At 76.1% G+C, this 13,747-nt stretch carries 12 protein-coding genes; 4 read left to right on the top strand and 8 right to left on the bottom strand.

The annotated features are described in order from the left end of the window. Positions 1–35: 35 nt before the first annotated feature. Entirely contained in the window at positions 36–800 is a 765-nt protein-coding gene (locus MUU72_RS16190) for a phosphoglyceromutase (RefSeq protein ID WP_248013956.1), read from the bottom strand. 212 nt (positions 801–1,012) lie between these two features. Here MUU72_RS16190 and MUU72_RS16185 point away from each other — a divergent pair, with 212 nt between their 5' ends. Together MUU72_RS16185 and MUU72_RS16180 are read left to right on the top strand one after the other, a co-directional pair. Continuing rightward, positions 1,013–2,389: an MDR family MFS transporter gene (locus MUU72_RS16185; protein WP_372503123.1), complete on the top strand. Its 1,377-nt coding sequence runs from the start codon at positions 1,013–1,015 to the stop codon at positions 2,387–2,389. 125 nt (positions 2,390–2,514) lie between these two features. Further along, positions 2,515–3,531: an alpha/beta hydrolase family protein gene (locus MUU72_RS16180; protein ID WP_248013955.1), complete on the top strand. Its 1,017-nt coding sequence runs from the start codon at positions 2,515–2,517 to the stop codon at positions 3,529–3,531. Positions 3,532–3,554: 23 nt separating this feature from the next. Here MUU72_RS16180 and MUU72_RS16175 read toward each other — a convergent pair whose 3' ends face one another. Then, positions 3,555–4,088, bottom strand: a complete 534-nt coding sequence (locus MUU72_RS16175; RefSeq protein WP_248013954.1) for a type III secretion system chaperone family protein — start codon at positions 4,086–4,088, stop codon at positions 3,555–3,557. Beyond that, positions 4,081–5,493 (bottom strand): D-inositol-3-phosphate glycosyltransferase, encoded by a 1,413-nt coding sequence (gene mshA, locus MUU72_RS16170; RefSeq protein WP_372503122.1) that lies wholly within the window; start codon positions 5,491–5,493, stop codon positions 4,081–4,083. Before mshA ends, MUU72_RS16175 begins: the two co-directional genes overlap by 8 nt. A 196-nt stretch (positions 5,494–5,689) precedes the next feature. Between mshA and MUU72_RS16165 the strand changes: the two genes are divergently transcribed. After that, positions 5,690–6,550, top strand: coding sequence for a class I SAM-dependent methyltransferase (locus MUU72_RS16165; RefSeq protein ID WP_248013953.1), 861 nt, complete (start codon positions 5,690–5,692; stop codon positions 6,548–6,550). 16 nt (positions 6,551–6,566) lie between these two features. Here MUU72_RS16165 and MUU72_RS16160 read toward each other — a convergent pair whose 3' ends face one another. The 4 genes from MUU72_RS16160 to MUU72_RS16145 form a co-directional block, all read right to left on the bottom strand. Further along, complete coding sequence (locus MUU72_RS16160; RefSeq protein ID WP_248013952.1) at positions 6,567–7,472, bottom strand: helix-turn-helix transcriptional regulator; 906 nt, start codon at positions 7,470–7,472, stop codon at positions 6,567–6,569. 92 nt (positions 7,473–7,564) lie between these two features. Continuing rightward, positions 7,565–8,050 (bottom strand): NUDIX hydrolase, encoded by a 486-nt coding sequence (locus MUU72_RS16155; protein ID WP_248013951.1) that lies wholly within the window; start codon positions 8,048–8,050, stop codon positions 7,565–7,567. A gap of 19 nt (positions 8,051–8,069) precedes the next feature. After that, positions 8,070–9,380 (bottom strand): CHAD domain-containing protein, encoded by a 1,311-nt coding sequence (locus tag MUU72_RS16150; RefSeq protein WP_248013950.1) that lies wholly within the window; start codon positions 9,378–9,380, stop codon positions 8,070–8,072. Positions 9,381–9,414: 34 nt separating this feature from the next. After that, positions 9,415–11,697, bottom strand: a complete 2,283-nt coding sequence (locus MUU72_RS16145; protein ID WP_248013949.1) for an RNA degradosome polyphosphate kinase — start codon at positions 11,695–11,697, stop codon at positions 9,415–9,417. Between the two features lie 245 nt (positions 11,698–11,942). On the opposite strand from MUU72_RS16145, the gene MUU72_RS16140 reads away from it, so the two are divergent. Then, a complete protein-coding gene (locus MUU72_RS16140) occupies positions 11,943–12,572 on the top strand; it encodes a GNAT family N-acetyltransferase (protein ID WP_248013948.1) in 630 nt (209 codons plus the stop codon). 130 nt (positions 12,573–12,702) lie between these two features. Here MUU72_RS16140 and mshD read toward each other — a convergent pair whose 3' ends face one another. Then, the gene (mshD, locus tag MUU72_RS16135; protein ID WP_372503125.1) at positions 12,703–13,620 is read right to left on the bottom strand and encodes a mycothiol synthase; all 918 of its coding nucleotides are present in this window, start codon (positions 13,618–13,620) and stop codon (positions 12,703–12,705) included. Positions 13,621–13,747 lie beyond the last annotated feature (127 nt).

The following is a 13,747-nucleotide window of genomic DNA, read 5'->3' as shown; positions in this document are numbered from 1 at the left end:
CGGCGGGGCCGCGGCGTGCGGGGCGCGAGGGGGGCTTACTTCTTCTTGCCCTGGTTCTTCACGGCCTCGATGGCGGCGGCGGCGGCCTCGGGGTCGAGGTAGGTGCCGCCCGCGCGGACCGGCTTGAAGTCCGCGTCGAGCTCGTAGGAGAGCGGGATGCCGGTGGGGATGTTCAGGCCGGCGATGTCGGCGTCGGAGATGCCGTCGAGGTGCTTGACCAGCGCGCGGAGGCTGTTCCCGTGGGCGGCGATCAGGACCGTCTTGCCGGCCTTGAGGTCCGGGACGATGCCGTCGTACCAGTACGGCAGCATGCGCGTGACGACGTCCTTGAGGCACTCGGTCTGCGGGCGCAGCTCCGGCGGCAGGTCGGCGTAGCGGGCGTCGGCGAACTGGGAGAACTCGGCGTCGCGGTCCAGCGCGGGCGGCGGGGTGTCGTACGAGCGGCGCCAGAGCATGAACTGCTCCTCACCGAACTCGGCCAGGGTCTGCGCCTTGTCCTTGCCCTGGAGGGCGCCGTAGTGGCGCTCGTTCAGCCGCCAGCTGCGGTGGACCGGGATCCAGTGGCGGTCGGCGGCCTCCAGGGCCAGCTGCGCGGTGCGGATGGCGCGCTTCTGGAGGGAGGTGTGGACGACGTCGGGGAGCAGGCCGGCCTCCTTGAGCAGCTCTCCGCCGCGGACCGCCTCCTTCTCGCCCTTGTCGTTGAGGTTGACGTCCACCCAGCCGGTGAACAGGTTCTTCGCGTTCCACTCGCTCTCGCCGTGGCGGAGCAGGATCAGCTTGTACGGTGCGTCGGTGGCCATGGCCCCGAGCGTAATCGACGCCGGCGGCGACTCCGCGCACGCCCGCCACCTGCACAGACCCGTGATCTCCGGGTGCGCCGACGTGTGACGCTTCCGGTCAATCGAGTGGCCGCGCGACCCGGCGGTCAGTAGGTTGCGCTTGGCGTCTTCGCCACTTACCTCGTCGATTCCGGTACCGCCGCCGTCCACGGCCGGCCACAGGGGGGAATGTCATGTCTGCGTCGATGTCGGGGGAACGTCCCGGGGGCGGGAGCCGGCTGCGGCGGGCCGTCGCACAGAGCGTGTCCGGGCTGCCCCGGCAGTTCTGGTGGCTGTGGACCAGCACGCTGATCAACCGGCTGGGGTCCTTCGTGGCCACCTTCCTCGCCCTCTACCTCACCGTGGAGCGCGGCTACTCGGCGTCGTACGCCGGGCTGGTGGGAGCGCTGTACGGGCTGGGCGGGGTGGTCTCGTCGGTCGGGGGCGGGGTGCTCGCCGACCGGCTCGGGCGGCGGCCGACGCTGCTGATCGCGCAGCTGTCGACGGCGGCCTCGGTGGCGCTGCTGGGCTTCATGACCGACCCGGTGGCGATCGCGGCGGTGGCCTGCCTGGTCGGGATGGCGAGCAACGCCTCGCGGCCCGCGGTGCAGGCGATGATGGCCGACATCGTCGCGCCGGAGGACCGGGTCCGCGCGTTCTCGTTGAACTACTGGGCGATCAACCTCGGTTTCGCGGTCTCCTCCACGGCCGCCGGGCTGATCGCCGAGCACGGCTACCTGGCACTCTTCCTCGGGGAGTCCGCGCTCGTCCTGGCCTGCGCGGTGGTGGTCTTCGTCAAGCTGCCGGAGTCGCGCCCCCAGGAGGCGGACGGGCCCGGGGACGCCTCGGACGGCGGGGCCGGCGGCCGGGAGCGGGTCTCGATGCTGACCGTGCTGCGCGACGGCCGCTTCATGACCGTCGTCGGACTGAACCTGCTGCTGGCGCTGATCTTCCAGCAGGCGTACGTGTCCATGCCGGTGTCGATGGGTCAGGACGGCTTCTCCAGCGCGGACTTCGGGGTGGTCATCGCGGCCAACGGGGTGCTGATCGTGCTGCTCCAGATCCCGGTCACCCGCTTCATCGAGCACCGCAGCCCGGCGCTGCTGCTGATCGGCTCGGCGCTGCTGGCGGGCTACGGCTTCGGGCTGACGGCGCTGGCCGGGTCGGTCGCCATGTACGCGGTCGCGGTCGCCGTCTGGACGCTCGGCGAGATCATCAACTCCCCCACCCAGATGGGGCTGGTGGTGCGCCTGTCGCCGGTGCAGGGGCGCGGCCGCTACCAGGGCATGTACGCCCTGTCGTGGTCGGTCGCCTCGCTGACCGCGCCGCTGCTCGGCGGCACGGTCATCGACCACTACGGCGCCGGCACCCTGTGGGCGGGCTGCGCGGCCGTCGGCACGGTGGCGGCCCTGGGCTACGCGCTGCTGCTCCGCCGGCTGCCGGGGCGGGCGTCCGACGGGGGATCCGGGGAGCCGCGGGCCGAGGGGCGCGGTACCGGGGAGCGGGCGGACGGGGAGCGGACCGGTGCCGGGGCGGCGGGCCGGGAGGCGGACGCGCCGGTGGCGTCCTAGCGGACCGGGGGCGTCCTGGCGGAGGGGGGCGGCCGCGGCCGCGTGCGGCGCGGTCCGGCCTGGGGGGGGTGGCCCCACCCCGCAAGGGGGGTTCGCCCCGTCGACCGGGGTGGGCGGGCCGGGGGATGCTGCCGGGGACGGGCAAGGGCGCGCCGCGGGTGCGGGGCGGGGCCGCCGCGTTCGACCGGATGAACTCCTTCGCCGACCACGTCCCGCCCGGCAAGGTGCCTTGGGGCGCCACCCTCACCCACGCGCACACCGGCGCCCCGGTGGCCGGTGCCGCCGGACGGCGCCTGCCGGTGGTCCTCTACTCCCCCGGCGCCGGCGACCCGCGCGGCCTGGGCAGCACGCTCTGCGACGAACTGGCCTCCCGCGGCTATGCGGTGGTGGCGCTCGACCACACCTACGAGGCGCCCGCCGTGCAGTTCCCCGGCGGCCGGGTGGCACGCAGTGTGCTGCCCGGCGAGGTGGCGCGGGCCCGGCGGACCGGGCGGATGACCGAGCTGCTGGAGAAGGTCGGCGCGGTACGGGTGGCCGACACCCGGTCCGTCCTGGACATCCTGGCGCGCGGCGGCCGGGACACCGCGCTGCCGCCGGCGCTGCGTGGGCGGCTGGACCTGTCCGCGGTGGGGATGGTCGGGCACTCGGCGGGCGGTTTCACGGCGGCCCAGACCATGCACGACGACCCGCGGCTGAAGGCGGCGGTGAACATGGACGGGGTGATGGGCTACACCCAGCGCGACGACGACCCTTCCCATCCGTCCACCGTGGGGCGGGACGGGGTGGACCGGCCGCTGCTGCTGATGGGCACGGCCGGGGACGACCACCACTCGGTCGCGTCCTGGGACGCGGTGTGGCGGCACAGCGCGGCGCGCGGCGCCTGGCTGCGGGACCTGACGCTGCTCGGCGGGCGGCATGCCGGTTACACCGACGCGGAGTCGCTGGTCCCGCAGCTCGCGGGCCGGGTGGGGCTGTCGCGGGCGGAGGTGGCGGACCTGGTCGGGACGGTCGCCCCGGCCCGGGCGGTCGCCGCGGAACGGGCGTACGTCACCGCGTTCTTCGACCGGTGGCTGCGCGGCCGGGCCGGGCGGCTGCTGGACGGGCCGTCGGCGCGCTACCCGGAGATGCGGTTCGTGCCCTGAAGCCCCGGGCCGCCCGGCCGGGGCTACTCCCCGGCGCCGTCCCGGGTGAGCCGTTCGAACGCCGCGAGGTTGCGGGTGGACTCGCCGCGCGCCACCCGCCAGGCGTACTCCTTGCGGATGGCGGAGGCGAAGCCCAGTTCCAGCAGGGTGTTGAAGCTGCCGTCGGCGTTCTCCAGGACGGTGCCGAGGAGGCGGTCCAGCTCCTCGGGGGTGACGGCGGCCAGCGGGAGGCGGCCGACGAGGTAGATGTCGCCGAGCTGGTCGATCGCGTAACTGACGCCGTACAGGCGGGTGTTGCGCTCCAGCAGCCAGCGGTGCACCGCCTCGTGGTTCTCGTCCGGGCGGCGGACGACGAAGGCGTTGAGGGACAGCGAGTGGCGGCCGACCTTCAGCGCGCAGGTGGTGGAGAGCTTGCGGGTGCCGGGCAGCTTGACGACGTAGCTGCCCTCGGCGGGCGACTCCCACTCCAGACCGGCGTCCGCGAGGGTGGCCTCGATCACCGCGGCGGCGTCCCGTGCCTTCTGCTCGCCCGTGGCGGGCTTCCGTTCCTCACCCATGCAGGGATCGTAGGGGACGGCGGCGCTCCTGGAGGGCGGCGGCGTAGACGTCCGCGGTGGCCGCGGCGGCGGTGTCCCAGCCGAAGGACACCGCGTGCCGGGCCGCGGCGGCGCCCATCGTGGTGGCCAGCGCCGGGTCGTCGGCGAAGCGGCGCAGCGCGCGGGCGTAGTCGGCCGGGTCGTGGCCGGCGACCAGGAAGCCGCTGACCCCGTCCCGGACGGCCACCGGCAGGCCGCCGACCGCGGCCGCGACGACCGGGGTGCCGCACGCCTGGGCCTCGATCGCCACCAGCCCGAACGACTCGCTGTACGAGGGCATGACCAGCACGGACGCGGCGCGGTACCAGTCGGCGAGCTGGTCCTGGCCGACCGGCGGGCGGAACCGCACCAGATCGGCGATGCCCAGCCGGGCGGCGAGCTTCTGGAGCCCCTCGGGCTTGGCCAGGCCGCTGCCGCTGGGCCCGCCGACCACCGGGACGACCAGCCGGGAGCGGAGCGAGGGGTCCGCGTCGACCAGGACGGCCGCGGCGCGCAGCAGGATGTCGGGGGCCTTGAGCGGCTGTATCCGGCCCGCGAAGAGCGGGATGACCGCGTCCGGCGGCAGCCCGAGGCGGGCCCGGGCGGCGGCCCGGCCGGCCGCGACGTCCTCGGCGCCGCCGTCCCCCAGCGGCCGGAAGCGGTCCAGATTGACGCCGGGGTGGACCACCGCGACCTTGCCGGGATCGGCGTCGTAGTACCGGACCAGCTCGTCGGCCTCCTCGGCGGTGTTGGCTATCAGGCGGTCGGCGGCCTCGACGATCTGCGTCTCGCCGATGACCCGGGCGGCCGGCTCGGGGGTGTCGCCGGCGGCCAGCGCGGCGTTCTTCACCTTGGCCATGGTGTGCATGGCGTGGACCAGCGGGACCCGCCAGCGGTCCGCGGCCAGCCAGCCGACGTGGCCGGAGAGCCAGTAGTGGGAGTGGACCAGGTCGTAGTAGCCGGGGCGGTGGCCCGCCCACGCCTGCATCACGCCGTGCGTGAAGGCGCACAGCTGGGCCGGCAGCTCCTCCTTGGCCAGCCCCTCGTACGGGCCGGCGTCGACGTGCCGGACCAGGACGCCGGGGGCCAGCTCGACGGCGGGCGGCAGGGCGCCGGTGGTGGCCCGGGTGAAGATCTCCACCTCGATGCCGAGCGCGGCGAGCTTGCGGGCCAGCTCGACGATGTAGACGTTCATCCCGCCGGCGTCGCCGGTGCCGGGCTGGTGGAGGGGGGAGGTGTGCACGCTGAGCATCGCCACCCGGCGGGGGCGCCGGATCCCGCCCGGCAGGCGCAGCCGCGCCGGGTGCGCGAACTGGCCGCCGGCGCGCCTGGCCGGCGCCGGGGGACCGCCGTGCCGGCCGCGGAGCCGGGACACGTATTGGCTCACTGCGAGCTACCTCCTCGGCGAGGCGGGGACGCGCCTCCGACCCGCTGCAACAACTCCGGACGGCCATCCATTTCCCGTCCGCACCGCATCTTCGAACTTTCTTCGTACTTTGCCAAAGCCTGACCGCCGGTCGCGGCGCGCGGGCCCCGGCGGGCGTCCCGGCCGGCCGTCCGCCGGCACGCCCTACCCTCGATGCATGGCCCGCCGCTCCCCCGTTCCCGCCGCCCGCACCGCCGCAGCCCCGGTCCCCGCACCGTCCCGGCCGGTCGGGAACGCCACCCGCGGCACCACCAACCCCAACCGGCTGCGCCGGATGGACCGCTGGATCGCCGCCGAGCACGCCGCGGTGCTGCGCCGCACCGCCGACCCGGTCGCGGTGGACCTCGGCTACGGCGCCGCGCCGTGGACGCCGCTGGAGCTGCTGGGCAGGCTGCGCACGGTGCGGCCGGACGCGCAGGTCGTCGGCGTCGAGATCGATCCGGCGCGGGTCGCCGCCGCCCTGCCGTACGCCCGCGCGGGGCTGGACTTCCTGCACGGCGGCTTCGAGCTGCCGCTGCCCGGCGGCCCCGGCCGCGCCCCGGTGCTGATCCGGGCGGCGAACGTGCTGCGCCAGTACGACGAGGACGAGGTCGCCGCGGTCTGGCGGCGGCTGTGCGCGCGGCTGGCGCCGGACGGGCTGCTGGTGGAGGGCACCTGCGACGAGATCGGGCGGCGCCACGTGTGGGTCGCGCTGGGCCCCGAGGGGCCGCGCACGGTCACCTTCGCGGCCCGGCTCGGCTCCCTGGGCGCCCCCTCCGACCTGGCCGAACGCCTGCCGAAGGCGCTGATCCACCGCAATGTGCCGGGCGAGCCGGTGCACGCCTTCCTCCGGGACTTCGACCGCGCCTGGGCGAGCGCCGCCCCGCTGGGCGCGCTGGGCGCCCGGCAGCGGTGGCGCGCCGCGCTGGCCCTGCTGGCGGCGGACTGGCCGCTGGCCGGGGACCCGCGGCGGCACCGCCAGGGCGAGGTCACCGTGCGGTGGGAGGCGCTGGCGCCCCGGGGCGGCCCGGCGGTCTGAGGCGGGCCCGGGGGCCTCAGCCGGTGAGCGCGGGTGCGGGCGGTGCGGACCGGGCCGCCCGCGCCGCACCGGCCGTCCGGCCCAGCTCCCGCAGCCGGGCCTCGGACTCCGATCCGCGCGGTGCGGTGTACGTCACCAGCATGTGGTCCGGGTCCGCGGCCGGCCGGAAGCTCTCGAAGGTGACGGTCAGCTCCCCGGCCTGCGGGTGCCGGATCCGCTTCGTCCCGCGCAGGCACTCCGAGACGCCCTGGGCGGCCCACATCCGGCGGAAGTCCGGGCTGCGGTCGAGGAGTTCGTTGACCACCTCGCAGATCCGCCGGTCGTCCGGGTGCCGTCCGCTGTCCGCCCGCAGGCTGCCGACGATCTCCTCGGCCTTCTTCTCCCAGTCCGGGTAGCGCTCGCGGGCCGCGGGGTGCAGGAAGACCAGCAGCGCGGTGTTCCGGCGGGCCGGGTCGAGGGTGTCGAGGTCGAACGAGAGCCGGCCGCCGGGGCCGTTCCAGGCCAGGATGTCCAGGCCGCGGCCGACCACCACGGCGGCGACCGAGGGGTCCATGGCGTCCAGCAGCTGGCGGATCTCCGGGCGGACGGTGCGCGCCGGGGCGGCGGCGCGGGTGCCGCGCGGGCGGTCCGCCGTGCGCCGCCGCGGCCCGGCGATGTTCCGCAGGTAGGCCGCCTCGCCGTCGGTCAGCCGCAGCGCGCGGGCCAGGGCGTCCAGGACGGCGTCGGAGACCGCGGGCGCCCGGCCCTGTTCGATCCGGGTGTAGTAGGCCACGCTGATCGCGGCGAGCTGGGCGACCTCCTCGCGCCGCAGCCCGCGGACCCGGCGGCGGCCGGGCCCCTCGGGCAGACCGACCTCGGCCGGGTCGAGCGCGGCACGGCGCGCCTTGAGGAAGGCGCCGATCTCGTTTTCCCCGTGCAGCATCCGTCCAGTATGCGCCGCCCCGCGGAAACCGAAAGCTCCGGTTCCGGTCCGCGGCCGGTCCGCGGCCCGGTGGGCGGTCCTCCGCCGACCGGTCAGCCGCCCCCGCCGGCCGCCCCGTCCGCCGGCCGCAGGACGCCGAGCAGCACCGCCACCAGCTCCCGGTCCCGGTCCTGGGTGAGCAGTGCCCTGGCGGTCTCCGGGGCCGCCCACCGGAGGCGGTCCACCTCCTTGTTGGGGACGAACCCGCCGCCGGTCGCCTCGGCCGCCCAGTAGCGGACCTCCTTGGGCCGGGTGCCGACGCGGTAGCGGACGGTGGGCAGCTCCGGGCCCGTCGCACAGGTCATCCCGGTCTCCTCCAGCACCTCGCGCAGCGCGCCCCGCCGGGCGTCCTCGCCCGCCTTGAGCTTGCCCTTGGGGAACGACCAGTCGCCCCACTTGGGCCGGTGGACCAGCGCCAGTTCGATGCCGCCGCCGGCCGCGCGGCGCCACAGCACGCAGCCGGCCGCCCGGATCGGCCGGCCCCCCACCGCCCGGTCCCGCTCCGCCCCGCCGCCCTCGCGGTCCGCCCTCCTGGCCATCGCGCTCCTCCGCCCCTCGTCAGGCACCGCGCTCGGCGGCCGGCCCGCCGGTCAGCCAGACCCGGCCGAAGGCGTAGCGGGCCGCCTCGACCTCGTGCCGCTGGTCGGCGTGCAGCACCCCCAGCGCGTACGCGGTGGCCGGGGCGATCCGCGGGGTGCGGGCCGCGGCGGCGGCAGCGGCGGCCGCCTCGGCGGCGTCCCGGTGGCGCTCCAGGGCGCGCCCGGCGTCGGCCAACCGCGGATCGACCTCCTCCGGGGCGACCACCTCCTGGGCGTAGTGGCTCAGCCGCACCAGCAGCCGGGCCTGGTGCCAGGGCGCGTCCTGCCGGTCGTCGGCGGCCAGCGCGGCGGCGTTGTACGGGTGGCCGGCGCGGGCCAGCGGGAGGGTGGCGACCGCCTCGGCGAGCCGGCGGTGCGCCTGCTCGGCGAGCGGCGGCAGCGCCTCCGCGGCGGCCGCCTCGCCGGCCCGGCGGGCCGGCGGTGCCTCCGAGGCGAGCACCGCGACCGCGTCCGCGACGGCGTGGAATCGGGACGAGCCGAGCGCCTGGAGGGCGGCGGAGTGCGCCCGGGAGCGGGCCAGGGTGAGCTGCCGGTCGAGCAGCGCCCCGGCGCGGGCCGCCCCGGCGGCGAGCGCGTCCCGGTCGTCCGGACCGGTGGGGGCGGCCGGGACGGTGGCGGTGGCCGGTCCGGCGGGCACCGCGGCGGCGCCCCGGCCGGTGCGGGCGTCCCGCCCGGGGCGGCCGCCCCGGGCGCCCCGCTCCGGTGGCCGCTCGGCCCGCCCGTCCCGCCCGGTGAGCCGCTGGAGCGCCCCCATCAGCCGGTCGCGGCGCGCCGCGCACGCCTGCTCGCGGGCCAGCGTGCCGCTCAACCAGCCCAGTTCGGCCTGGAGTTGATCGGCCCAGACCTCCTCGGTCAGCGGCCGGAAGGTGTGCAGCGTGGCGCTGATCCGGCGGGCGGAGCGGCGCAGCTGCCGGGCCGCCTCGCCCGCGCCCGCCGCGTCCGGCCCGGCCTCCCGGTGCAGCCGCAGGCTCCGCAGGAAGTCCGCGGCCTGCCGGTGCAGATAGCCGGCCAGCACCTCCCCCGCGGTCCGCCCGGCCAGCCCGGCCCCGGCGCCGGGGCCGTCCCCCGGACCGTACGGCCCCGGCCCCCCGGCCGCCCGGCCCGCGCCCCCGGTGCCGCCCGCGCCGCCCGCGCAGGGGCGCACCGCCCCGTACACCCCGTCCCCATACGCCCCGTCCCCGTACACACCGTCCCCCGGCCCGACCGCCACCGCCGTGCGGGCCCCCGGCCACCGGCCGGGCTCGTCACCGATACCGATACCGCTTCGCATTCCGCCCCCGGGCCGCGGCCCCCCGGCCGGCGGGTCATGTCGCTGGGCCACGCCGGCGCCTCCGGGCGTCGATGAGCATTTCCTGTACGTTCCGCAGCGGAGTGCCGTCCGCGTCCACCGCGTGCCGGGTCCAGTCGCCGTCCGGGCCCAGGTGCCAGGACGAGGTGGCGTCCGACGTGCCGGTCTCCAGCAGGCGGTTCAGCGCCGCCCGGTGGGCCGGGTCGGTGACCCGCACCAGCGCCTCGATCCGCCGGTCGAGGTTGCGGTGCATCATGTCCGCGCTGCCCAGCCACACCTCCGGCTCGCCGCCGTTGCCGAAGGCGAAGACCCGGGAGTGCTCCAGGAAGCGGCCCAGGACGCTGCGGACCCGGATGTGCTCGCTCAGCCCGGGCACCCCGGGGCGCAGCGCGCAGATGCCGCGCACCCAGATGTCGACCGGCACCCCGGCCTGCGAGGCGCGGTACAGCGCGTCGATCACCGCCTCGTCGACCATCGAGTTGACCTTGATGCGGACGTAGGCGGGGCGGCCCGCCCGGTGGTGCGCGGCCTCCTTGCCGATGCGCTGGACCAGGCCGTCGCGCAGCGAGGTCGGCGCGACCAGCAGCCGGCGGTAGGTCTCCCGCCGGGAGTAGCCGCTGAGCCGGTTGAAGAGGTCGGAGAGGTCGGCTCCCACCTGCGGGTCCGCGGTCAGCAGCCCCAGGTCCTCGTACAGCCGGGCCGTCTTGGGGTGGTAGTTGCCGGTGCCCACGTGGGAGTACCGGCGCAGCGTCTCGCCCTCCTGGCGGACCACCAGCGAGAGCTTGCAGTGCGTCTTGAGTCCGACCAGCCCGTAGACGACGTGGCAGCCGGCCTCCTCCAGCTTGCGCGCCCACTTGATGTTGGCCTGCTCGTCGAAGCGCGCCTTGATCTCCACCAGGACGAGCACCTGCTTGCCGGACTCGGCGGCGTCTATCAGGGCGTCCACGATCGGGGAGTGGTCGGAGGTGCGGTAGAGGGTCTGCTTGATGGCGAGGACGTTCGGGTCGGCCGCGGCCTGCTCCAGGAACGCCTGCACGGAGGTGGAGAAGGAGTCGTAGGGGTGGTGCAGCAGCACGTCCCGGGCGCGCAGCGCGGCGAAGACGTCGGGCGCGGACGCCGACTCCACCTCCGAGAGGTCGCGGTGGGTGCCGGCCACGAACTTGGGGTACTTCAGCTCCGGCCGGTCCAGCGCCCCGATCCCGAACAGCCCGGTCAGGTCGAGCGGGCCGGGCAGCGGGTAGACCTCCGCCTCGGAGACCTTCAGCTCCTGGACCAGCAGGTCCAGCACGGCCGGGTCGATGGTCTCCTCGACCTCCAGCCGGACCGGCGGCCCGAAGCGCCGCCGCATCAGCTCCTTCTCCAGGGCCTGGAGGAGGTTCTCCGCGTCGTCCTCCTCCACCTCCAGGTCCTCGTTGCGGGTCACCCGGAACATGTGGTGGGCCCGCACCTCCATCCCCGGGAACAGCTCCTCCAGGTGTGCGGCGATCACGTCCTCGATGGGGACGTAGCGCTGCGGGGACGCCTCCAGGAAGCGGGAGAGCAGCGGCGGGACCTTCACCCGCGCGAAGTGGTCGTGGCCGCTGACCGGATTGCGGACCACCACGGCCAGATTCAGCGACAGCCCGGAGATGTACGGGAAGGGGTGCGCCGGGTCGACCGCGAGCGGGGTGAGCACCGGGAAGATCTGCTGCCGGAACAGGGTGAACAGCCGGGCCTGCTCCTTCTCGGTCAGTTCCGGCCAGCGGACCAGCCCGATGCCCTGGTCGGCCAGCGCGGGCGCGACGTCCTGCTGGAAGCAGGCGGCGTGCCGGGCCATCAGCTCCCGGGACCGGGTCCAGATCAGGTCCAGCACCTCGCGGGGCTGGAGGCCGGAGGCGGAGCGGGTGGCGACCCCGGTGGCGATCCGGCGCTTGAGTCCGGCGACCCGGACCATGAAGAACTCGTCGAGGTTGCTGGCGAAGATCGCCAGGAAGTTGGCCCGTTCGAGCAGCGGGGTGGCCGGGTCCTCGGCCAGCTCCAGCACCCGCTCGTTGAACGCCAGCCAGCTGCGCTCCCGGTCCAGGAAGCGGCCGGCGGGCAGCTCCGCGCCGTCCGCCCCCGGCGCGCGGCGGTCCTCGTAGGCGTCCGGATCGGCGTCCAGGTCGGGCTCCAGGCCGGGGACGGTGGGCCGCACGGCGTGCGGGCGGTGCGCGGCGATCGAACCGACCGAGGGCTGCACCGAGGGGCCCGCCGCCCTCGCTGCCTCCTGGGACGGCGACTCGGACCGGTCCGGGGCCGGTGCGCTGCGCTGCTGGGTCATGTCCTTATTCTTCCGCGCCGGGGCCTTTCCAGGCGCGCCGGAGAGCGGCGGAACGGATCGGGTCCGCGAGTGGGGGACGTGGGGGACAGCGGGCTGCATTCAGTGATGTTCGCAAGCGTGATTGAACCGCCGGTAACGCGGACATGGCGACCAGGCAAGCGGGACGCTACCCGCCGGTATCCCACCCGCCCGCCGATCCGGGAAAGTCGGCTGCGCGGCCCGCCCCCGCTCCCTACGCTGAGCGCGTGCTCAGACCTTCCACGACACCGCCGCCCCTCCCCCCGCCGCCCCCGCTCCCGTACGCCCCCGCCTACCCGCTGCGCACCCCCCGGCTGGACCTCCGCCCGGTACGCCACGACGACTTCGACGCGATCTACGCCTACCAGCGCCGCCCCGAGGTCTGCCGCTACCTCTACTGGGGCCCGCACGACGAGGCCGGCTCCCGCGCCTCGGTCGCCGACAAGGCGTCCCGCACGACGCTGCGCGCGTCCGGCGACCACCTCCAGCTCGCCGTCGTCGTCCACGAGACCGGCACCCTGGTCGGCGACGTCACGTTCGTCTACACCAGCCGCGAGCACCGCCAGGGCGGCATCGGCTACGTCTTCCACCCCGACCACACCGGCCGCGGCTACGCCACCGAGGCCGCCGGCGCGCTGCTGAAGCTGGCCTTCGAGGAGCTCGGACTGCACCGCGTCCAGGCCGAGTTGGACGGCCGCAACACCGCCTCCGCCCGGCTGCTGGAGCGCCTGGGCATGCGCCGCGAGGGCCATCTGCGGGAGAACGAGTACCTGGACGGCGAGTGGACCGACGAGGTGGTCTACGCGATCCTGGCGCGCGAGTGGCGCGCCCGGCAGGCGGCGCACGCCGCGCCCTGAACGGCAGCGGCGCCGGCGGGCCCGCCCGGGCCCGCCCCGCCGTGCGGTCACGCCGTCCGCCACGCCTCCGCGCAGGTCGCCGCGCCGGTCGCCGCGCGCCCACCGGGCACGTCCCCGCGCCCGGCCCCGCTCACGTCTCCGAGCGGTACATCAGGTCCGTCTCGTGCGTGACGAACCCCAGCCGCTCGTACACCGTCACCGCCGGGACGTTGTCGGCGTCCACGTAGAGCATCGCGGTGCCCAGCCCCTGGCCGGCGAGGTGCCGCAGGCCGACCGCGGTGAGCGCCTTGCCCAGCCCGCCGCCCTGCTCGCCCGGCCGCACCCCCAGGACGTAGACCTCGCCCAGGCCCTCCTCGGCGTGCACCTTCGTCCAGTGGAAGCCGACCAGCCGGCCGTCCTTCTCCGCCAGGAAGAAGCCCTTCGGGTCGAACCACGGCTGGGCCTTGCGGTCGTCCAGGTCCCGCTGGGTCAGCGCGCCCTGCTCGGGGTGGTGCGCGAACGCCGCCGCGTTGATCTCCAGCCACGCCGCGTCGTCGGTGTCCGGCTGGAACGTGCGCACCGCGACCCCCGCCGGGAACACCGGCTCGGCCAGGTCCAGATCGGCCAGCGGGCGCCGCATCTGGCGCAGCTCCCGGAACATCGTCAGCCCCAGCGTCTGCGCCAGGTGGCGGGCCGCCGGGTGCCCGCCGTGCGCCCACACCCGCAGCCGGCGCCCGGACTGGACGAGCAGTTCGCCGCCCAGCGCCCGGCCGTGCCCGCGGCCGCGGTGGCCCGGGTGGACGACCAGCTCGGCGGCCGGCGCCTCCACCGGATCGGTGTCCTCCAACTGGCCGTAGGCGACCAGGTCCTCGCCGCTCTCCCCCGGCACGTACACCAGCAGGTGCCGTACGCCCGCCCGCCCGCCGCCCCGGAGCTGGAGCCGGCCCTGCTCGGACACGGCCGGCTGCCCGTCCGTCCGCGCGGCCCGTTCGATCAGCTCAAGGACGGCCGCGGCCGCCTCCGGCGCGAGCTCGTCGACCACCTGGATCCTGCGGCCGCTCCGGCCCATGTCCTGTGCAGCGTCAGTCATGCCAGAAGCGTACGACGCGGCCCGCGCGTCGGGCGGGTGCCGCGGAGGGCGGCACGGCCGGGCGGCACCACCGGGCGGCCACCGAGTCGTAACCTCCGGGGCCTAC

Origin of the sequence: Streptomyces rhizoryzae, from assembly GCF_023155275.1 — a bacterium.
Taxonomy (GTDB): domain Bacteria; phylum Actinomycetota; class Actinomycetes; order Streptomycetales; family Streptomycetaceae; genus Streptomyces; species Streptomyces rhizoryzae.
Note: the sequence above shows the minus strand (reverse complement) of the source record. Positions and strands in the feature narration are given on the sequence as shown.